The following is a 19,764-nucleotide window of genomic DNA, read 5'->3' as shown; positions in this document are numbered from 1 at the left end:
TAATACAATTACAGTATGTGAAATTATACTATTTTAACTTTAAAACAAATGAACTTAACGCAGGAACTTTAATTTTATTGTCATGGACAACAGAAAGTGGTTTACTTCCCGCCTGCTTCCCGTCTACTAGTACTTTCCAAGGACCTTTCGATGGAAGTGTTATTTCAACAGCTTCTCTATTTGCATTGTGAGCCACCGTAAAGTATTCATTTTTATTCCCCTCTATTGTATAAGCTACAGTATTTTTCGGAGCATCAATAAATGATACGTGTGTTTTTATTTGCTCTGCAGATGTCATTCGAAAAGCTGGGTACTTTTTGCGTAATTCTATTAAACCCTTCATATAATCTACTTCATTATTAAACGTTGCACGGCGCAGCCAATCCATCTGGTTAATCGAATCTGGAGATTTGTAACTATTATGATCACTGTATTTCGTCCGCATAAACTCTTGCCCTGCATGTAAAAACGGAATACCTTGTGATGTTAATAAAATCGAAGAAGATAATTTATGCATTTGTTTTCGCACTTCTTCACTGTCACCTGGATTAGTCAACTCAAGTTTATCCCATAATGTATGATTATCATGCGCTTCCACATACGTTAGTACCTGCTCTGGATCGTGATAAGTCGACGTATTTCTATCATAGTCAATGCCTGCCGTAATGCCTTTTTTAATACGGTCTTCCATGTTTTCCTTTCCATTTACAAAGCCATTTTCTTTCTCCTCAAACACACTACCTTTCAATCCATCACGTATATTATCGTTAAAATGGGCAATTCCTTTCATTTTCTCTGCATTTTTTTGATTTGCTTTCAACTCTGCTGCAAGAGGTGTATTTAAATCCCAACCTTCTCCATGCAGTATAATAGAAGGGTCAATTTGATTAATAGCTTTACGTATTTCATTCATCGTTTCATAATCATGAATACCCATTAAATCAAAACGGAATCCGTCTAAATTGTATTCTTTTGCCCAATATGTGACGGAATCTATCATAAATTTCCTCATCATTTTTCTTTCTGAAGCCGTATCATTTCCTACACCGGTTCCATTTGCAAATATTCCATCTTCATTGTAACGATAATAATAACCGGGAACTAACTTATGAAAATTAGATTCAGCAGCATTATACATATGGTTATAAACTACATCCATAACAACACGAAGATTATTATCGTGTAGTGTTTGAATCATTTGTTTTAATTCAGTTATTCGAACAGTTGGCTCGTATGGATTTGTAGAATAGGACCCCTCTGGTACGTTAAAGTTTTTTGGATCATATCCCCAGTTATATTGTGGTTCGTTTACATTCTCTTCATTTACTGAAGCATAATCAAATATCGGCAAAAGCTGAACGTGTGTAACACCAAGATCTTTTATATGATCAAGTCCTGTTTTCACATCTTCAGGCCCTCTTGTTCCTTTTTCTGTTACACCTAAATATTTTCCTTTCTGTTTAATGCCACTTTCGGGCTGAATAGAAAGATCACGTACATGCAATTCATAAATAATAGCATCTTCCGGATTTTTTAATTTAGGCTTTTTGTTAGTGTTCCATTTTTTCGGATTTGTTTCTTCTAAATCAATAACCGCACCTTTATCTCCATTTACAGAAGCAGCACGTGCATACGGATCAACTGCTTCTGTCCACTTATCACCAATTTTTACCTTATACGTATAATAGAGACCTTTTTGATTCCCTTTAAGTTCTGCTTTCCAGGTGCCCTTTTCACCTTGTTGCATATTTATTTCAGTACCTATTTTATCGTTCCATTTTTTATATGTAACTAACTTCGCTTCACTCGCAGTAGGAGCCCATACACGGAACTTTGTATGTTGCGCGGTATATGTATTTCCTAAATCGTTACCACCATAATAAAATAAATGATCAAATTCCTCACTACGAATGACTTTACCAATTTCAGTATTCGTATCAGCTAAGTTTTCTATTTTAACTTTGTATGTTTGTTTTAAATCAATTTTCTGTTCCGTAATTATTTTCACCTTATTCGTAATATCTCCACTGTTTATATCATAAGGACTAATATTCTTAATTTTAATACCTTCAATTTCAATTTTCTGTTCCTTAATATGAAATGGAACATTCGTCGTTACAGTGATTTCATTGAAACTATCAATAGTTGCTTTTTGAATTGATAGATCCGAAGAAGGCTTAGCGTTATATACCTTTTCATCACCAGAAAGAATCCATACTTCAGCACGACCGTCCTTTATATTTTCAATCCAACGATCCCCACCATCTTTTTCCCACTCATTTGTACGAATGATGAATCCTACACGATTATAGTCACCATCTATATTAATCTTAGCGTACTTTCCAAATTCATCTTCACCAGTAAATTCATAAGATGTACCATTTGCATTTTCTCCCCATAACCAAAGATTCCAGTCTTTTGTATTTCCAAGCTGCTCTTTGTAATGAATGATAACTTCAGTTGTTTTCGAATTTGAAACTGCCTTTACACTTTGAAAAGAGAAAACAGATGATAACATAACGATTATAGTAAGCAATAAAACTGATTTGTTAATTAATCTTTTTGTCATTTGCACTACATACATCCTTTCTTTAAATAGTACGGACGATTTATTATGCCCGTACTACATTACACAATTTAAATTAATCTAGAAATCTCTTTTGCTTCCCCCCGTATTGGTTATTTTCACATATGTATTTCAATGATCTTTCCAATACGAAAACGTTTGCATTGATTGTTAAAAAAATAGTTTATTTATGTCTTCATATATCTGTAAATACGAAAAGATCAGGGAAATTATTTTAAAGCAATCGTTTGTTATCGCTTTCATTTTATAGCACTTTCCGTTAAGAGGTCAATATATTATTAATTTTCTGTTTTTATATACTATAAACCTAAAATCTTTGTCGCAACTTCTTAAAGGTAGAGTACCTAATTATTGCTTAGTAAGTTTATTTTTCAAATACATTGGTATGAAAAAAACAGCTAATATCCTTAAAACGACATTAGCTGTTTTTCATAATGTAATAATATATGAATAAGAACTATATTTCTAACTTACTTAATTTTTGCTGCATCAAATGCCTTTTGTACTGCTTGAACTTCAGCTGAATTTGCACCATATTTGTTAGTTGCCACTCGAATACATGCTGATCTTAATTCTTTGAAATTAGAAGTCATGTTTAACTCATCTGTATTTGCGTAATAGAAAATATCAAACATTTTATCTTCACCAATTCCTTTAACAGTTACACCGTTATGAGTTCCGCCTTTTGCGATGAGATACGCAACTTTATTAATAATGCTTGAATTAAAATGAACGCCACCTTGATCCCATCCATTAAAATCATTAAATTCGCTGTAATCATCTGGATAAGGTACTCCAAGTGAAGATGGAACAGAAGCTGGGTTTTCCATATCACGGAAGACAGATCCAGTTTGTTCTCCCATCGTCCAGTTAAAGCTTCCATTATTTACGTATTTCTCAATAGATGTTCCCATAATATCAGATAGTGCCTCATTAATCGCACCAGATTCACCGTAATATTCAAGATTAGATTCACTAGAAGTAACAGCATGTGTAAATTCATGGCCAGCTACGTCATATGCTTTGACGATAGGATCACCATATACAAGCATACTTCCATTATTAGCACTCAATGCATTCTGCCAATTTTTCGGATCATTCGTCTCTTCAGAATCCCAAGCGTGTACAACTGAAACTACCTTTTGTCCCTTATTATCAAAGCTATTACGGTTGTATTTATCTTTATAAAAATCAAACACTTTTGTTGCTAAGTAATGAGCACTTACTGCTTTTGGATCGTTAAATGTTGTCGAAGTACTAGTTGCTAATGTACCAGGATAATAGCTTTCTTCTTTCGTAATATCTCTGTAATTCACATCATATGTTTCAATTCCTTGCCCTCTTGTATAATCAGCCAGAGCATATTTGCCATTACTTTGTTTAGAAATACCAAATGAACGAGAGATCCCTAAATCATCTTTTCCAGTGCCCGTTAATGATGTAAGACTGCTTTTTTTACTTTTCTTTAAGGCTCCAACTAGTTTTTCACTTGCTTTCAAGTTAGACTCTTGCACCATATTTTTTAACATATCACCATTTTGTGCATTTACTAAATATGTACCAGAAACATATTTTGGTGTGGCAGCTTCAAATGTAACCTGGTACGCATTGCTAGCTTGGCCATTATTTTCATCAACAAAAATAACTTCCTTAACTTCTGGCTCCGAAATAAAATTGATATCGTTCCCGTATTTCGTATAAATATATTGTTTCGCTTCATCTTTTGATAGATTGATAGGCTTTTTCAATTCTTCTTGTTTTAAATTTTGCGCGCTATCGCCTGAAACACTTTTAATAACACCGTTATGATCTACGTGTGCAGTTAATTGATGGCCATATACTTCTTTTCCTTCATATGTTTGCTGTATACGTACAAGTGTAGTCCCATCATATGAACCACGTTTTTGAAGAACTTTATAATCTACTCCAGTTTCTCCATTGACTTGCTTTGGAGAAAGAGCTTGTTCTGTTTTCTCCTTCAGAGCATCTTTTACTACATTCTCTGGTGCCTTTTGTGACGGTTGTGTAAGTTCACCTGAACGGAATGATTCCTCCTGAATTTGAACTTGTAGTTGATCTGTTTCCTCTGCATGACCTACTCCGTATGGTGCTACTGCTGTTAAAGCTAAACCTGTTGTTAATGCTACCTTAGTTAACGTCTTTTTGTTTTTCATTTTTTCACCTCGTATAATTTTGAAATAGAAAGCTTGTACAAAGTATACTTGCTGTTCCTGTCGAAAAAAAGGGAAAATACACAATTTATGTAACATTATGCAAAATTACATAATATAAGGACGATGATTCAAATTAAGAACAACTTATATAAGTGCATGAATTTCAATAAAAAAAGAGCACTTTAAGGTGCTCTTCAAATACGATTATAAATTATGCATTGTGTCATTTATTAGTATATGCTCGTCTCATTTAATTGTTTATTTAATGTTTTCTCTACCCAATAATCTTTTAAAAATATATCATCCAATACACCGGTATCCTCCGTTACTATTTGATTAGCAAATAAAAAATATAGTAAAGATAGTGCTAGATAGAAACATACTACTTATTTGCATTCATATTTATTGGTACTTTTTTAATTGGCACAAATAAATCAACCTTTAACTTTCCTTCTAAATCTTCTGCAACATTATTTAAGCAAAACTCTAAATTATCTCTATCATAATCTGCATCATATTCACTATTTGGTAGCCACTCTGCGTACATGTATTGATACGCTACACTTAATTTATGAGGTTCATCATAGAATTCGTATAGAGCGTATAGACCTCCATCTACACTTTTAAATTGCACACCCTCATGTTGTTCTTTCTCAAAGTTTTCAGGTATGGTCACGCAAGCATCATGGCGGCACATATGGCTTGCAACAAGTTCAGGATTATCTAATGAGATTCCGATAAATGATTGCTCCGGTGGATAAAGCTTATTTTCAATAGACCAGTTCAATAACTTTCCCCAATGATCTTGTGGTTCAAAGTAACTACCAGTTCTTCTTATGAATGCCACTTCTAATGGTCGTAATTCTTTTACAACTACTTTCATCTATATCATCCCCTTATTAAGTATCTATTCAATTTATTTATCTTTCAATTTGATAAATCCCTTTTAAATAAACAAATTTCTTAATTGCATAAATCTTAATTGAAATAAGATTATTTACTACTAAAGTTGTATGTACTTTCATACTTTTACTCGATTCTATATTCTTTTTTAACAGCTATAGTAATGATAAGAAATTGTAAGAATAAAGGAGGATTTAAATTGATTAAAGGAATATACGAAGCACACTTACCGGTTAGCAATTTAAGAAACTCAATTGAATTTTATGAAAAACTAGGGTTGAAATTAGCTTGGAGCGATGAATCAACAGCATTCTTTTGGATTGAAGAAGGAATGAGTTGGCTGGGGTTATGGGAAGGTTCTGAATGTGAAACGAAATATCATCCTTCTTTACGTCATATTGCATTTAGAGTTTCATATGAGGATTTAAAAGAATCATTAAATTGGTTACACTCACTTCAAATTAAAGCTGTTCCGTTTGGGAGTAATGAATCTATTGCACCTTTCGTCCGTCCACATCAAGGTAATGCATCTGTTTATTTTATTGATCCAGATGGTAATAGCTTAGAACTTATTTGTCATATTATTGTACCTAATGCACTAAAACATATAACTAATAAATTATCCTTTAAAGATTGGGAGAAACTATTAGCTGACACATTCGAATGAATATTAGCTATAAATCATAATGTCTCACCTTTATTTTTATAACATGTATAATAATCCCTAATAATAATGTCCTATCAATTTATCATTAAATAAATGTAAAAAATGACCCTATTTATTCATTTTTCATGCGTATGTATGTACATTTGTTAATTTATTCGATATATTATGTGTATTGAATGATTACGAAAAACTTATAGCTCGCTAAAAACACCTTATATTTTTATATCCGTGAAAACTACAAAATGTATAAAATTCCATTTGTCAAATGAATTTAATGCGGAAGGAGGTTTGTGGTTACTTCATCGGGATATAATAATCAGTTTTAAACTGATAAAAATATAGGAGGCGATATAATGTTTCGTACGATTTCAAATTTCATGAGAGTGGCTGAGATAAGAAGGAAAATCCTTTTTACATTAGCGATGTTAATCGTTTTTCGAATTGGCACGTTTATTCCAGTTCCTCATACTAACGCAGAGGTATTAAAAGTACAAGATCAAGCTAACGTTTTAGGTATGCTAAACGTATTTGGCGGAGGAGCATTGCAACACTTCTCAATCTTTGCTGTAGGTATTACACCATATATTACAGCTTCCATTATAGTACAATTACTACAAATGGACGTCATACCAAAATTTTCGGAATGGGCAAAGCAAGGAGAAATGGGCCGTAAGAAATCAGCTCAATTTACTCGATACTTTACAATCATTCTCGCATTCATACAAGCCATTGGGATGTCTTATGGCTTTAATAATATAGCAGGTGGACAATTAATAACAGATCAAAGCTGGACTACATACTTATTTATTGCAACAGTTTTAACTGCAGGTACTGCATTTTTACTTTGGTTAGGTGAACAAATTACCGCTAATGGAGTAGGTAATGGTATTTCGATGCTTATCTTCGCAGGACTTGTAGCAGCGATTCCAAATGTTGCGAATCAAATTTATTTACAACAATTTCAAAATGCAGGCGATCAATTATTCATGCACATCATAAAAATGGTCTTAATTGGTCTTATAATTTTAGCGATAGTTGTTGGCGTTATTTACATACAACAAGCGGTGCGTAAAATACCGATTCAATATGCAAAAGCTGTTTCAGGAAACAATCAATATCAAGGAGCAAAAAACACTCATTTACCTCTAAAAGTAAATAGTGCTGGTGTAATTCCAGTCATCTTTGCTTCCGCATTTTTAATGACGCCGCGTACAATTGCGCAGCTCTTCCCTGATTCAAGCGTATCAAAATGGTTAGTTGCAAACCTTGATTTCGCACATCCAATTGGAATGACACTTTATGTCGGTCTTATCGTTGCTTTCACATACTTCTATGCATTTATTCAAGTAAATCCTGAACAAATGGCAGAGAATTTGAAAAAGCAAAATGGATATGTACCTGGTATTCGTCCTGGTAAATCAACAGAACAATATGTAACGAAAATTTTATACCGTTTAACATTTATCGGTGCAATTTTCTTAGGTGCAATTTCAATTTTACCGCTTGTATTCACAAAGATTGCTACATTACCACCTTCTGCACAAATTGGTGGTACAAGCTTACTGATCATTGTCGGTGTGGCACTTGAAACAATGAAAACGTTAGAAAGTCAGCTTGTAAAACGTCATTATAAAGGGTTTATAAAAAAAGCGAATTAAGTAAAAAAAACACAGTTGGTTATTTTTCCAACTGTATTTTTAATTCTACTGCATCTAATTTTTCTACTAATGTACCAATGATCTTTTCCAAGTTCATTATTTTTTCTTCTAGGGCTCGAATGCGTTTATTGCTCTCGTCTACATCATTATATTTTAAACTGTTATTGGATACTTTGAACTGCTCCCCTAATTCGGAAGTGATATCTTTAATATTTGATTTTCCAGCATTATCTAGTGCATTTGTATTTGATTTTAATTCAAATTGAAGCTCATATGTATTTCCAGTTAACTCTTTAGCTATTTGCGAAATTAAATCTTTATAAGACTTTTTAACCCACTCTTGTTGGAATTCGTTTTCAAAATAAATGATTAATGAATCTTCATTTATTCTAGCTGTCGTTTCTTTGACCCATGTTTCATATGATGGTCTCGAAATTGTTAATTGCATTTTTTCTTTTATTTTATTCCAAATTGTACTGGATTCCTCTTGTTCCGAAGTAAGTTGATTCTTTTGCACATGATGAATCTGAGCTATTGAAGTAGCATTTGATTTTATTTCAAACCAAATTTGATATTCTTCATTAGAAAGTTTCTGTACGGTACTTGAAATTATATTTTTATACTCACCTTCAAGCAAATCACGATGAAACGCATCTTCACAAAAGATTATTACTTTATTATCTTTTATCGTAGCGTTTGTATTTCTAATCCATGTCATAAATGTTTTCTCTGCTATTTTAGGTCTTAATGCTTTCTTTACTTCATCCCAGCTACTAAGCTTTTCTTTTTGGACATCTTTCAAGTTAGATGGTTCGCCATTACATAGATCAAACTGAATTTCAAAAGTCGTATTAAACATTTCTCTTAATGTATTAAATACTAATTCTTTATAATGAGATTCTAACCAGTCACGTGCAAATTCATTTGGACAATAAATTGTTAATATATCATCCTCTAAATAAACAGTAGTATTCGTAAACCAAGTTTCATATGATGGTTTTGAAATTTGCGGTCGAATTTTTTCCTTTACTTCAGTCCAATTTATTTTCATAATAACTCCCCTCTTCTTACAGATCTCTTTCATATAGCTTAATAATATTACGGCTTTCCAATAAATAAAGTCAATCCGTATCATGAATAAAATGAAACATGTTTATATTCACTCAAAATATAAGCTTCTCTAACGCCTTCTTCATTTTAATACCTCGTTATTCTTAACAACTGGTTTTAAAACTGGTCTGTCTTTTCATTCTTCAACACTACTATATTGATCTATAACAATTGCTTTCATGTCCTCTCCCTTGCTGTTTATTTTAATAACATACAATTATTTCTCAAAATTTTTCCCCTTAAATTATCATAAACTTATTTTTGGGGGTAATTACGCAAAAAACAAAGCAAATCTAACACACAACTTAGAGTCATTCAAAATTTTATGTTTAATTACATTCAAAAGAAATGGAGAGAACTCTATGACTGAAAAGATATTTAAAATAAACGAGATTGATATATGTACAGAAAGCTTTGGAAACCCTAAAAATCCAGCTATTTTATTAATTATGGGTGCTACGTGTTCAATGGTTTATTGGGATGAAGAATTTTGTGAACAGTTGGCTAACACGGGGAAATTTGTTATTCGTTTTGATAACCGTGATGTGGGACGCTCTGTCGCATATGAACCTGGAACTTCTAATTATTCCGTTACGGATATGGCTGAAGATGCAATTGGGGTACTAGATGCTTATCATATTGACAAAGCGCATCTATTTGGTATGTCTTTAGGCGGTATGATCGCTCAAATTGCTGCTGTAAAACATCCCGAAAGAATATTAACATTAACATTACTAGCTACAAGTGTGATAGGCTCTGACAATAACACACGTGACTTACCCCCGATGGATGAAAGAATTTTAACACATCACGCAAATGGCACGCATTTAGATTGGACAAATGAAAATATTGTAGCAGAATATTTAGTTTCAGGGTCCCGTCTATTATGCGGGTCCAAACGCACATTTGATGAAAAAAGAGTCTATAATCAAGTAAAACAAGAAATTGAACGAGCTAACAATTTATTAAGCATGTTTAATCACGCTTTACTTCAAGGCGATGATGCATATGAAGGGGTGCTTCACTCCATACAAGCACCTACATTAGTCATTCACGGAACAGACGATACCGCACTCCCTTTTGAACATGGTCTAGCACTTATCGATGAGATTCCTAACTCAGCTCTATTAACTCTTGAAGGCGCTGGACATGAGATTCATCCTGATGACTGGGAAGACATCATTCATACTGTTACTGAACATACAGCCAAAATAATAGAAAAATAATGAATAGGAGGGGCACGCCGCAATTTGTGTCCCCCCTATCTTTACATGTAAAAACGCCCATCACTGTATCCGTATGTATAGTGATGGGCAATATTTATATTTTTCTATGTTTAAAAAAACGGACAATCTAATTGATCAACAGCTTCCCATGTTTTTTTTTTTATATTATCGGTGGATTTATTTGCTTCTAGTGGTAAGCTTTTAAAAGGATTAACTTCTACTTTTAATAAAGATGATGGCTCAACGTATAACGAGAAAACATGGCTACTTGGTATAGCTTTTGACACATCAATATCTCCTACTTGTTTAAAAAGTTGCTGCGCTGCAAAGAAAAAGAAGTTGGTTGGATTTGATTGTTTATTCAGCCATGCAAGCATTTCAGGTGATACTGACTTATGAATATTAATTTTTACTCGGTCACCACGTTTATATCGCCTAGATCGCATACTTCCACCAACTAACTTATTGTTAAGTTTGTAAATCCTAACTCTTTTTGCTTATGCTCTCTATATTTTGGCGAACAAGTGTAGACTAATAATCCACGTGCATTTGTAAATAATGGATTATCTACAAAGATTACATTTGTTAAACGCCCTTTTTGTTTTAAAATCATTTTCAGGCTATTTTTTATGATAACTGCGCCCCCGCCATAAATAAAAACATATGGATCGTCTTTCATATCATCAATTTTGTTAATAATATCCGTTGCAACGCGCGCTGCTAAACCTAATAGTGCTGGTTGTGATTCCTCAACTAATAATGCATTTCTAGGGTGTTTATCGTTTAAATAAATTTGATTGAATTCTGTAATACTATCAATTGTCTTTGTTGGATACTTCCGGTTCCATCTCGTAATAATTTGTAGTAACGTTTCTTTCACACCGTACGATAAACCCTTACTTAGTTGTGGTCTAAAGTTTACACCTAGTGAAACGACTTCTTCTGTCGTTCCTGCACCAATATCAAAAGATAATAATGTTTTATCAACAAAATCAATTTCTGACACTTTATTTTGTTCACATTCTATTTTATGTTTTACAACATTTCCTTCTTCATCATATACAATGCCCCACGTCCCAGAAGCACCCTCAGGTAGGCATTTGCAATATTCGATGGAAATATTAATTGTAACATCACGTCCGTTTGGATAATGGAACACAACCTTATGATTCCCCATATAACGTTTCGCATTTTCCGCCGCTATTTCTTGTGTAATAAGCTGCATAGGGAGAGCAACAGATAAATCATATCGAATGTTAATGTGGCTAGAAGTTGGACTTTGACGCATAGCACTTACCGCTAAACCAGATAGAATCGTAATAACCATTAACTCATCAGTTGACTTATTCGATTTCTTCTCAACCTCAGTACCTTTTAATTGATCTTGAATGACTTTTTCTCCAACGATATACCGCACATTATTTAACATTAACGATGGAGAACTAATGGTCACGTCAATGTGATTTTCTAATTCAGATAATGAAACATCTCCCTCATCTAACAATCCTGTAGGCTCTCCTATATATAAAGCATATATACTCGGAATAAAAATAGGATCTTGCCCTTTCACCATTAACTTCAAACCGTTATTTCCTGCATCAGCACCAGCTTTTAAAAGAATAGACATAACTACCCCCTAAATTAATCTGACATCCCTTCCAAATATATGCGAGCCCATTCTTTTACATTCAAATGTAATGTAATTTTTTATTAATCATAAAAACAAAATATCATATTCTCGGCTCTATATGTAAAAAGTATTTGACATGAAACTTTTCCAATTTTATACTATAATTGTAAAGAGTTTTTTACAACAGTGGAGGTGCCATTTTTCATATGAATCGCAAAAAATTCATTTTAATAACAATCGTTTTATCATTACTTGGAGTGCTTATACACGGGGCTTATAAATACATCGCTGAAGGTGCGATTTTAGGTGGAACAATTTTCACAAGCGCTTTAATACTTAGCTACCTTATCAATCATATTACATGGGGAGATCCTCACGGTGTATCAGAAGAAAGTCAAGATGAAATGGGACAGCAAATTACATATAAAAGCTCTAAAATTGCATATTTTACGCTCGTAGTTGTAATGTTCCTTATATTACTCTTCTCTGAAGGGTTTTCTATGGGAGCTAATTTAGATGGGGTTAAAAACTTCCCTCTTTTTATTGCACTGTGCTCTTCATTCTTTATTTATCCTATCATTGAACTCATTGTAGCGAAACAATATAAATAAAAAGAAGAGGTTTTCTATAGACAGAAAACCTCTTCTTTTTATAGTTATATACTCTCTACAATCGCTTTTAATTTATTCACAGTCCGCCAATTTCTTACTGTAGCTGGTGTATGCAACTTCTGAAACTGGTTCATTAATTTAGAGTTTCGAATGCTATTTTTGAAAAATAAATACACAACTTTTTCATGAATACAACAATCTTCAATCTCATTTTTTTGCATAAGTAGCTGATCTTTTTCTGTTTTAGAAAGTTCATGTGCTAAGAAGGCAATATGTATACTTTCGCCTTCTCGCAATGAATTGACTTCATAGGGGCATCTTTTTGTAATGTTTATAAATTCCTCATGTGTTCTTAACATAACCGGAACATCAAAACCAAAAACGTTTTTAATTTCAGATTGTATTCGTTTGTTTAGAAAATCAATATCTTTTTCAGATTCGAACACGATATTCCCACTTTGAATATATGTTTTCACTTGTTTCAACCCTATTGATTCAAACGCTTGTTTTAAATCAGCCATTTTGATTATCTTATGCCCGCCTACATTGATTCCTCTTAGTAATGCAATATAAATTGTCATATCAATCCTCCGCATTTTAATGAACTGAGCAATTAAGTTGATTTTCACTCTCATATTTCTCGAATATTTGTTTTAATTCCTCTAACATATCATGTATAGATAATATCTCAAATAAAATGATAGATTCACTTGAAAAATGATGATGATATTGATTCGGTTTACAATGTGCTAAATCATTTTTATTAATCCAAAATTGCTTATCTAATTCATCAATCAGTTTAAAATGTTCCTCATCTATTTTTTCACAATGATTTCTTAATATAGAAATTATAGAATGAATTGTTCGTCGTAAAATTTCTTTTTCATTTTGTGACCAATCACATGTTTCAATTGGTGCTCGAGCTAAATTATCTATATGATAAATAATTTGCTGTAATAAATGAAGTTGCTTTTGTACAAGTAAAAAGCTTCTCATTTCTTTTTTTGTATGTCGATGGTATTTCCAATCTTTTTGCTCATATTGAACAAATTGTACTGCTTTATGTAATAATACAGTTAATTTAGAAAGAGTATAGGTTGTCTCCTTTTTTATAACTTTCCCATCCATTAACGCAGTAAGCCATTCCTCCATAACATTTGCCGTTTTAACAAATAGCTCTTCTGTACATCCCGAAATTGTTTTAACATAGTGTGGTGGTAAGATGAAAAAATTCACTAAAGTAGACACTATAATACCAGTAGATGTAGTAGCTAATCGAATTAAAAATGCAGTAAAATAATGATCTGCCGTAATGGGAATCATTGCAACAGCAGTTAAAGTTGCGACTAACGTTCCTGCGTGTAGCCTTAGTTTTTGACATGTAACGATTGTAAACATTGCCGCTAACGCATAAGAAAGCGCCTGATGACCTAGGAAAAATGTGAAAGTCATTGCATACGCTGATCCAATTGTTGAAGCTGGAAAACGAACTAGTCCTTTTTTTATAGAATCCGTTGCGGTTGGCTCAATTGTTACAATTGCTGTAATAACAGCAAAAATAGTTGGTATATTGAAAAATTCGCAAACTAGAACTGTAAGAAAAACCGCAATTCCTGTTTTTATCACCCTTCCACCAATAATATTCCATTTTCTAACTTGATTCATTTGTATTTCCTTCATTTCTATTTCGTTTATTTATATATTTTACAACATATATTGTTCCAAATAAAAAAACTTACTACTTTACTATGCAAGAGTAAGTTTTTCTTCTCATTATTTTATGATAGGTAAATGCATTATAATTTGTTGACCAATTGGTCCCATTCTTCTAAGTCCTTTATCTTGGAAACCAACTTTTTCATATAAATTTTGTGCTGGAATATTTTTTTCATTCACAGCAAGTACAACTTCATTTTTCATCGAAAAATAACGTTGTACAAACTCTTGTAATAGTGCCAGTGATTTTTTAGCGTATCCCTTCCTTTGTCTATTGTGATTTATAGAAAATGAAGTTAAAAGTAAAGCGTTCTCATTTTCTGTGAATTCCTGTACTCTATCTCCTGTTTGCAATGCAAAAAGACCAACAGGTACCCCATTGTAATCTAAAATAACAATGACATTTTTTGTACGATCATTTTTTGCTTTTTTCAATAATTCAGCTGGGTCCGACGTAAATTGAACTTGTTCACTTGGTAAAGTAAATGTTTCTATAACTTCTTTATATTCCTCTTTATACGGAACTAATTGAATCTCCCCTGTATGTATGTTCATGATAAACTCTCCCATTTTTTACTTATTAACTTAAACCTTGCTGCACTTTAGAATGTACTTTGCCATCTAAAAATGTAATTTCAACTAATGCAGTTGGATTGCTTCCCTTCCAAGCAAAAATTTGCTTAATTTGTGTAGAATGTTCCACCCCTCCTTCTATGAGTAAATCCCCTTCAAAACCAATTAAATCTTTCACTTCTTTATAAGTCATTCCTTCATTTATATTGGAGAAATGATTTATATTGATAGATTTTTTCTTTTGATTTTCCATCACAGTAGAAGAAGTCGCTGTGTGCTTTTTTACTTCTTTCTTCTGTTCACACGCTGTCATACTGAAACCTAAGCATAAACTACATAATATTAATGTGCTTTTTTTCATCATAACAGTTGTCCCTCCCATCATAATTAAACCATATATTCCCTTAAAAATAAACTGAATATTTAATATTATATTGAAAAACCCTGTACAATTTAGTACAGGGTTACTGTTAAATTTATTTATTTAAATGATTATTTGATTGGTCATTCTGTTCTTTTCTCAGTTCTTGCTCTTCATCTTTTGGTAATTGTTTATCATTATCTTGAATTGGATTCGTTTCTTTATTTTCAATCATGTCATTTGGAACTTGTGGCATTACACGGCCAACAATTGCTGCTAACTCATCCAGTATACCTTCGCCTGTTTTTCCTTTTTTAATTTGCTTTCCAATTTGTTTCAGTCGTTCATACGTATCAACATCTGCTACAACAACTGCATTAGCACCATCAGGATCGTTTTTCAAACTTTCTGCAACAGAGTATTTAATGGATTCAACACGTGTTCGATCTAGTTTCGCTTTTACATCAATTCCTACGATAGCATATTTCCCAACTACTACCGCTGTCGCATCATTCACACCTGGCACACTTGCCGCTAAAGACGCTAAATGGTCCGCTGCTTTTTCATTTGGCTTATTTGACTTATTTGTATAATTAACATTTTTCATTGAAACATTTTTTTGCTCGGGCTTTTCGTTTGGATTATCCTTTTTTCCAATACTGCATCCAGTTATTAAAAAACAAACCATCAACATATATATTAAAATCTTCATTATTCTCACCACTTTACCATTAAAGTTTAATCATAAATTTTTTCAACAGCTTGCATTTTCTTCACTTTTTCTTCTGCTCCGCTATTTGCATTGATGAAAATTTGGTACGTATCTTTCCCTAAAGTACCTACAAATTCATAGCAAAGTACTTCGTTATGCAAATCGTTTACTACCATTGCTTTTCGCTCTTCCATTACCTTTACATCAGGGTTTATTTTCTTTCTTGCTTCTGCTGCAGTTAGCTTTGCCGAAGGGATTGTTCGTTTTTGATGTGATGCTAAATATTCTTTCGCCGAAAATCCGACGATAGAACCGTCATCTAAAGCAATTTTCATTTGAATTGCCTCTGGATAAATTCGTACGCCATTCTCATTTACTACATACGTAAATACTCCAACATTATCATATTGTGAGCTATCATAAAGCTCCATATTATGAAACTTATGGTCCTTTAAGAATTTCAAACCTTTACTTCCTGCATCGTTTAAACTAATTTTCTGTTCTTTAATTTCTCGATTATTCATAACCCAAATTGGATATCCGCCTTTTCCGGTAATATCCATATAAAACTCATTATTCGTTGCCTCGTCTTTAATTTTCACACTATAGAAAGATTCTTTCGCACCTTTTCCGCTTTTCTCGACTTCTACTTTTTCATTTCCTTTTAAATTTAAAAACGATTTTGCAATTTTCGCCGCTTCATCTTTTGAAATTGCTTTTCCTTCTGCTGCAAATCCACCTTTTTTATTTTTTTGTGCACTTGTAAAGGTCGGTCCGAAGTTTGTAGATGAATACGATGTTACATTTTTTTCTACTGTCTTTAATCCGTCAATAATTGTATTGTCTGCAGGATCACGATTTGATGCGAGTGCCATCTCAACATCCATCCAGCGTAAATTGTTTTTCAAAACAAGATGTTGCACTTTTCTTAGTTCATCTTGTATATTCCCTGCATTGGAATATAAAGTTTGCAACGTTTTGTATTCTTGATCATTTAACGGTTCTTTTTCTAAATCACGAATGGCTGCACGGTAACTAAAATCACCGATATTCGCTAAAAATTCTTCCGTTTTATTAAAAGGCATTAATGTTAAAGGAAGTTGTCCTACATCCGAACGAGCTTCCGATGTTAATCTCCATACATCTGCTAATGCAGGCGATAAAGATGCGCGCGAATTCATCGCAAGCGTTGTTCCAATTTTATCGTGCAATAAATCAACCTCATACGCTAAATCATGAAACGCACGTTGATAGCTATTTTCTGCTCGAATTAATACTGCATTCTTTTCTTGGTGCTCTTTATAGCCCCAGTATCCAGTTCCAACTACACCAACTGTTAATAATACGATTATAATACCTCGTAACATAGTTCCACCTCCGCTCTATTTACAGAAAATATGTTTCCCGATCTTTTTAATTTGTGGACGAGTCCAAATCCATTTACTTGTTGCAGTATCTGGATTGAAATAATACAATGCGTTTCCTGTTGGATCCCATCCATTAATTGCATCTAATACAGCTTTTTTCGCTGTTTCATTTGGTGTTAAATATATTTGTCCGTCTGCTACCGCTGTAAATGCTCTTGGCTCAAAGATTACACCTGAAACGGTATTTGGGAATGATGCACTTGTAACACGATTTAAAATAACTGCAGCGACTGCAACTTGTCCTAAATACGGCTCACCACGTGATTCTCCGTATACTGCGTTTGCCATGAGCTGAATATCATTTTGAGAATAGCCATTTGGAACATTTGTCCCTTTATTTTGAGGTGGTTTATTCTCTTGTGCAGTGCCACCACTATTTCCTTTATTCGTTGTCGTTCCTTTATTAGCAGTTGACTTATCATACTTCGTTGCCTTCACGAGCATTTGCTTCGTTTTAGCTCCAGCTAAACCATCAACCGGTAAACCAAATTTCTCTTGAAAATTCCGAAGTGCCCAGTATGTACCCCATCCGAAAACACCATCTACTTTTCCCGTATAAAATCCGTTATATTTCAAACGAGATTGCAGTTCAATGACATCTTCACCAGATGCTCCCCTTTGAATGACTTGATTAGAAAAGGCTTCTACATTTTTTAGTTGTATACTACTGACCATGAAAGACAGTCCTATGAACGCAAGCAAAACTGCTATTTTAAAAACAGGTTTTTGGCGCATAATTTTCCCTCCTTAATTATGTAAATGATTTCTTGGTTATGTTTTGTAAAAGGCTCGCTTTTATGTAATGAAGACAAAAAAATCCAAACTAATATCGTTGAAAAAGTATGTAAACAATATAAAAAAAGGTAAAAGGAGTTCATTATGAAAAAATTGTTAAAGCGTGTCGCACTCGTTATTCTGTTCCTAACAATATGTTCAAATGTATATACAGGCTCAGCAATTGTTCATGCACAGCCGCCGTATGCGAAATGGGGTAAGCTTGCTGTAGAAAAGACGAAAGAACAATACCCGAAAGCTGATATAATTGATTATCTTCATATAGGTAGAAAACCGAAAACCGTTCAAATAACAGTTGAAAAATTTAAATTATGGTTACGTGAAGATGGAAAAGAATACGGTGTTTTTGTTGATGTAGAATTTGAAACGAAGACGGAGAAATTTATTAAGGTGTCATTTCAGAAGACGAGTAGATAAAATGAAAACCTCACTGTTTATAATATAAACAGTGAGGTTTTCATTTCTAAATTACTTTCAATTGTGAAGAAATGAAACAATTGAACTGGATTAAATGGATTTACTTGTGCCCTTACTGAAAATTACAATTCTCTTGTATATGTTCAATAAATAATTTTAATGGAACAAGTCCACGTTTAGGCATATGACTACTTATTACAGCAGCTACCTCTAACTGCGGAATGATAACGATATATTGCCCGCCATATCCCATAGCAAAGTACATACAGTACGGTATGTGAAATCTTTCGTTATTCAATACCCACCAGTGATATCCATACGCCCCGACATGTTCATACGTTTCAAATAGAGGTGTACTTGATTCTTCTAACCATTTCGATGATACAATTTCATTCCCCTGCCAATATCCATTTTGTAAACATAATATTCCTAGCTTTAATAAGTCTTTTGACTTCATTTTCATACCGAAGCCGCCGACATGTATTCCTTGTGGGTCTTGTTGCCACTCATATTCGGTAATTTCTAATAGATCAAATACATATTTTTTCGCAAACTGTTCTGTCGGCATTCCAGTAGCTTTTTTGATAATGTAACTAAGTAAATGCGAAGAGCCTGAGTTATAATTCATTTTTGTAGCGGGTTCTTCAATTATTGGTTTTTCTAATATATATTGCACCCAGTTCGCTGATTCTACAAAGTCATTCGGGAATACTACTCCATTTCCAAACTCTTTCCACTCCTCACCAGTAGTCATTGTTAATAAGTGATAAAGCGTCAAATCATGTTTTCCCTCAGGTACATTTTCAATCCACTCTGTAATGGGTGTATGTATATCATTTATATAGCCTTTATCAATTGCAATACCTATTAATATAGATACAATGCTTTTTGTAATCGAATTTATTTTATATAAATTACTTGCACATTCAGGTGTTTTATAATACTCAGTTGTTAATTCCCCTTTTTGATAAACAAGAAATGTATTTACTTTTTTCTTTTCAAATTTATTTTCTAGCTGCCTGAAATCCAATACTTTACCTCCAATTAAATCATTACCTAATTTATTATATCTTGTAGCTTTAATTAAAACATACTTGTGTTCAAATAAAAAACAAACCTGCCAGTAATGAAGTGAACCCTGAAAACGGGACACCAATCAAAACACCTAAACCACTTGTTCCCTAAATTCTTTAGGGG

At 33.1% G+C, this 19,764-nt stretch carries 19 protein-coding genes; 5 read left to right on the top strand and 14 right to left on the bottom strand.

The window, feature by feature from the left end; genetic code table 11:
- Positions 1–28: 28 nt before the first annotated feature.
- The 3 genes from pulA to BAQ46_RS03930 all read right to left on the bottom strand — a co-directional run bounded on the left by pulA (position 29) and on the right by BAQ46_RS03930 (position 5,644).
- The gene (gene pulA / locus BAQ46_RS03940; RefSeq protein ID WP_071741641.1) at positions 29–2,575 is read right to left on the bottom strand and encodes a type I pullulanase; all 2,547 of its coding nucleotides are present in this window, start codon (positions 2,573–2,575) and stop codon (positions 29–31) included.
- Positions 2,576–3,057: 482 nt separating this feature from the next.
- Complete coding sequence (locus tag BAQ46_RS03935; RefSeq protein ID WP_002193837.1) at positions 3,058–4,761, bottom strand: M4 family metallopeptidase; 1,704 nt, start codon at positions 4,759–4,761, stop codon at positions 3,058–3,060.
- Between the two features lie 382 nt (positions 4,762–5,143).
- Entirely contained in the window at positions 5,144–5,644 is a 501-nt protein-coding gene (locus BAQ46_RS03930) for an AraC family transcriptional regulator (RefSeq protein ID WP_000869972.1), read from the bottom strand.
- Positions 5,645–5,863: 219 nt separating this feature from the next.
- Here BAQ46_RS03930 and BAQ46_RS03925 point away from each other — a divergent pair, with 219 nt between their 5' ends.
- Together BAQ46_RS03925 and secY are read left to right on the top strand one after the other, a co-directional pair.
- Positions 5,864–6,331: a VOC family protein gene (locus BAQ46_RS03925; RefSeq protein WP_000589645.1), complete on the top strand. Its 468-nt coding sequence runs from the start codon at positions 5,864–5,866 to the stop codon at positions 6,329–6,331.
- Positions 6,332–6,684: 353 nt separating this feature from the next.
- Positions 6,685–7,989 carry a preprotein translocase subunit SecY gene (gene secY / locus BAQ46_RS03920; RefSeq protein WP_061130374.1) on the top strand — a complete coding sequence of 435 codons (1,305 nt, stop codon included), beginning with the start codon at positions 6,685–6,687 and terminating at the stop codon, positions 7,987–7,989.
- Between the two features lie 19 nt (positions 7,990–8,008).
- Here secY and BAQ46_RS03915 read toward each other — a convergent pair whose 3' ends face one another.
- Positions 8,009–9,040, bottom strand: coding sequence for a DnaA N-terminal domain-containing protein (locus tag BAQ46_RS03915; RefSeq protein ID WP_071741640.1), 1,032 nt, complete (start codon positions 9,038–9,040; stop codon positions 8,009–8,011).
- A 421-nt stretch (positions 9,041–9,461) separates the two neighbouring features.
- Between BAQ46_RS03915 and mleBCA the strand changes: the two genes are divergently transcribed.
- Positions 9,462–10,325 carry a BCA family alpha/beta fold macrolide esterase gene (gene mleBCA, locus BAQ46_RS03910; RefSeq protein ID WP_000136574.1) on the top strand — a complete coding sequence of 288 codons (864 nt, stop codon included), beginning with the start codon at positions 9,462–9,464 and terminating at the stop codon, positions 10,323–10,325.
- A 110-nt stretch (positions 10,326–10,435) separates the two neighbouring features.
- On the opposite strand, the gene BAQ46_RS03905 is transcribed toward mleBCA, so the two are convergent.
- Both BAQ46_RS03905 and BAQ46_RS03900 read right to left on the bottom strand, forming a co-directional pair.
- Positions 10,436–10,771, bottom strand: coding sequence for a hypothetical protein (locus BAQ46_RS03905; protein ID WP_001257755.1), 336 nt, complete (start codon positions 10,769–10,771; stop codon positions 10,436–10,438).
- Between the two features lie 11 nt (positions 10,772–10,782).
- Positions 10,783–11,952 (bottom strand): ParM/StbA family protein, encoded by a 1,170-nt coding sequence (locus tag BAQ46_RS03900; protein ID WP_000025611.1) that lies wholly within the window; start codon positions 11,950–11,952, stop codon positions 10,783–10,785.
- A gap of 209 nt (positions 11,953–12,161) precedes the next feature.
- On the opposite strand from BAQ46_RS03900, the gene BAQ46_RS03895 reads away from it, so the two are divergent.
- Positions 12,162–12,566 (top strand): DUF2178 domain-containing protein, encoded by a 405-nt coding sequence (locus BAQ46_RS03895; protein ID WP_071741639.1) that lies wholly within the window; start codon positions 12,162–12,164, stop codon positions 12,564–12,566.
- A gap of 44 nt (positions 12,567–12,610) precedes the next feature.
- Here the strand turns inward: BAQ46_RS03895 and BAQ46_RS03890 are convergent, their stop codons facing one another.
- The 7 genes from BAQ46_RS03890 to sleB all read right to left on the bottom strand — a co-directional run bounded on the left by BAQ46_RS03890 (position 12,611) and on the right by sleB (position 18,090).
- Positions 12,611–13,147, bottom strand: coding sequence for a DUF1697 domain-containing protein (locus BAQ46_RS03890; RefSeq protein ID WP_048557909.1), 537 nt, complete (start codon positions 13,145–13,147; stop codon positions 12,611–12,613).
- Between the two features lie 16 nt (positions 13,148–13,163).
- The gene (locus BAQ46_RS03885; protein WP_061130378.1) at positions 13,164–14,231 is read right to left on the bottom strand and encodes an aromatic acid exporter family protein; all 1,068 of its coding nucleotides are present in this window, start codon (positions 14,229–14,231) and stop codon (positions 13,164–13,166) included.
- Positions 14,232–14,339: 108 nt separating this feature from the next.
- Positions 14,340–14,837, bottom strand: coding sequence for a GNAT family N-acetyltransferase (locus tag BAQ46_RS03880; RefSeq protein WP_001020868.1), 498 nt, complete (start codon positions 14,835–14,837; stop codon positions 14,340–14,342).
- Positions 14,838–14,862: 25 nt separating this feature from the next.
- Entirely contained in the window at positions 14,863–15,219 is a 357-nt protein-coding gene (locus BAQ46_RS03875) for a hypothetical protein (RefSeq protein ID WP_071741638.1), read from the bottom strand.
- Between the two features lie 112 nt (positions 15,220–15,331).
- Positions 15,332–15,928, bottom strand: coding sequence for a YhcN/YlaJ family sporulation lipoprotein (locus BAQ46_RS03870; protein WP_000698002.1), 597 nt, complete (start codon positions 15,926–15,928; stop codon positions 15,332–15,334).
- A 26-nt stretch (positions 15,929–15,954) separates the two neighbouring features.
- Positions 15,955–17,295, bottom strand: coding sequence for a germination protein YpeB (ypeB, locus tag BAQ46_RS03865; protein ID WP_000943712.1), 1,341 nt, complete (start codon positions 17,293–17,295; stop codon positions 15,955–15,957).
- A 15-nt stretch (positions 17,296–17,310) separates the two neighbouring features.
- Entirely contained in the window at positions 17,311–18,090 is a 780-nt protein-coding gene (gene sleB, locus BAQ46_RS03860) for a spore cortex-lytic enzyme (RefSeq protein ID WP_001249248.1), read from the bottom strand.
- A 144-nt stretch (positions 18,091–18,234) separates the two neighbouring features.
- Between sleB and BAQ46_RS03855 the strand changes: the two genes are divergently transcribed.
- Positions 18,235–18,567, top strand: a complete 333-nt coding sequence (locus tag BAQ46_RS03855; protein ID WP_000734897.1) for a DUF3889 domain-containing protein — start codon at positions 18,235–18,237, stop codon at positions 18,565–18,567.
- Positions 18,568–18,679: 112 nt separating this feature from the next.
- On the opposite strand, the gene BAQ46_RS03850 is transcribed toward BAQ46_RS03855, so the two are convergent.
- Entirely contained in the window at positions 18,680–19,597 is a 918-nt protein-coding gene (locus tag BAQ46_RS03850) for a serine hydrolase domain-containing protein (RefSeq protein WP_071741724.1), read from the bottom strand.
- Positions 19,598–19,764 lie beyond the last annotated feature (167 nt).

Source organism: Bacillus paranthracis, from assembly GCF_001883995.1.
GTDB classification, from domain to species: Bacteria; Bacillota; Bacilli; order Bacillales; family Bacillaceae_G; genus Bacillus_A; species Bacillus_A paranthracis.
This window is presented reverse-complemented; position numbering and strand designations above follow the sequence as displayed.

Coding starts and splice junctions, on each gene's coding strand:
- BAQ46_RS03875 (WP_071741638.1), bottom strand. CDS start 15,219: ATGATGAAAAAAAGCACATTAATATTATGTAGTTTATGCTTAGGTTTC.
- BAQ46_RS03895 (WP_071741639.1), top strand. CDS start 12,162: ATGAATCGCAAAAAATTCATTTTAATAACAATCGTTTTATCATTACTT.
- BAQ46_RS03880 (WP_001020868.1), bottom strand. CDS start 14,837: ATGAACATACATACAGGGGAGATTCAATTAGTTCCGTATAAAGAGGAA.
- secY (WP_061130374.1), top strand. CDS start 6,685: ATGTTTCGTACGATTTCAAATTTCATGAGAGTGGCTGAGATAAGAAGG.
- BAQ46_RS03855 (WP_000734897.1), top strand. CDS start 18,235: ATGAAAAAATTGTTAAAGCGTGTCGCACTCGTTATTCTGTTCCTAACA.
- BAQ46_RS03900 (WP_000025611.1), bottom strand. CDS start 11,952: ATGTCTATTCTTTTAAAAGCTGGTGCTGATGCAGGAAATAACGGTTTG.
- BAQ46_RS03905 (WP_001257755.1), bottom strand. CDS start 10,771: ATGCGATCTAGGCGATATAAACGTGGTGACCGAGTAAAAATTAATATT.
- BAQ46_RS03885 (WP_061130378.1), bottom strand. CDS start 14,231: ATGAATCAAGTTAGAAAATGGAATATTATTGGTGGAAGGGTGATAAAA.
- sleB (WP_001249248.1), bottom strand. CDS start 18,090: ATGCGCCAAAAACCTGTTTTTAAAATAGCAGTTTTGCTTGCGTTCATA.
- mleBCA (WP_000136574.1), top strand. CDS start 9,462: ATGACTGAAAAGATATTTAAAATAAACGAGATTGATATATGTACAGAA.
- ypeB (WP_000943712.1), bottom strand. CDS start 17,295: ATGTTACGAGGTATTATAATCGTATTATTAACAGTTGGTGTAGTTGGA.
- BAQ46_RS03935 (WP_002193837.1), bottom strand. CDS start 4,761: ATGAAAAACAAAAAGACGTTAACTAAGGTAGCATTAACAACAGGTTTA.
- BAQ46_RS03915 (WP_071741640.1), bottom strand. CDS start 9,040: ATGAAAATAAATTGGACTGAAGTAAAGGAAAAAATTCGACCGCAAATT.
- BAQ46_RS03890 (WP_048557909.1), bottom strand. CDS start 13,147: ATGACAATTTATATTGCATTACTAAGAGGAATCAATGTAGGCGGGCAT.
- BAQ46_RS03870 (WP_000698002.1), bottom strand. CDS start 15,928: ATGAAGATTTTAATATATATGTTGATGGTTTGTTTTTTAATAACTGGA.
- BAQ46_RS03930 (WP_000869972.1), bottom strand. CDS start 5,644: ATGAAAGTAGTTGTAAAAGAATTACGACCATTAGAAGTGGCATTCATA.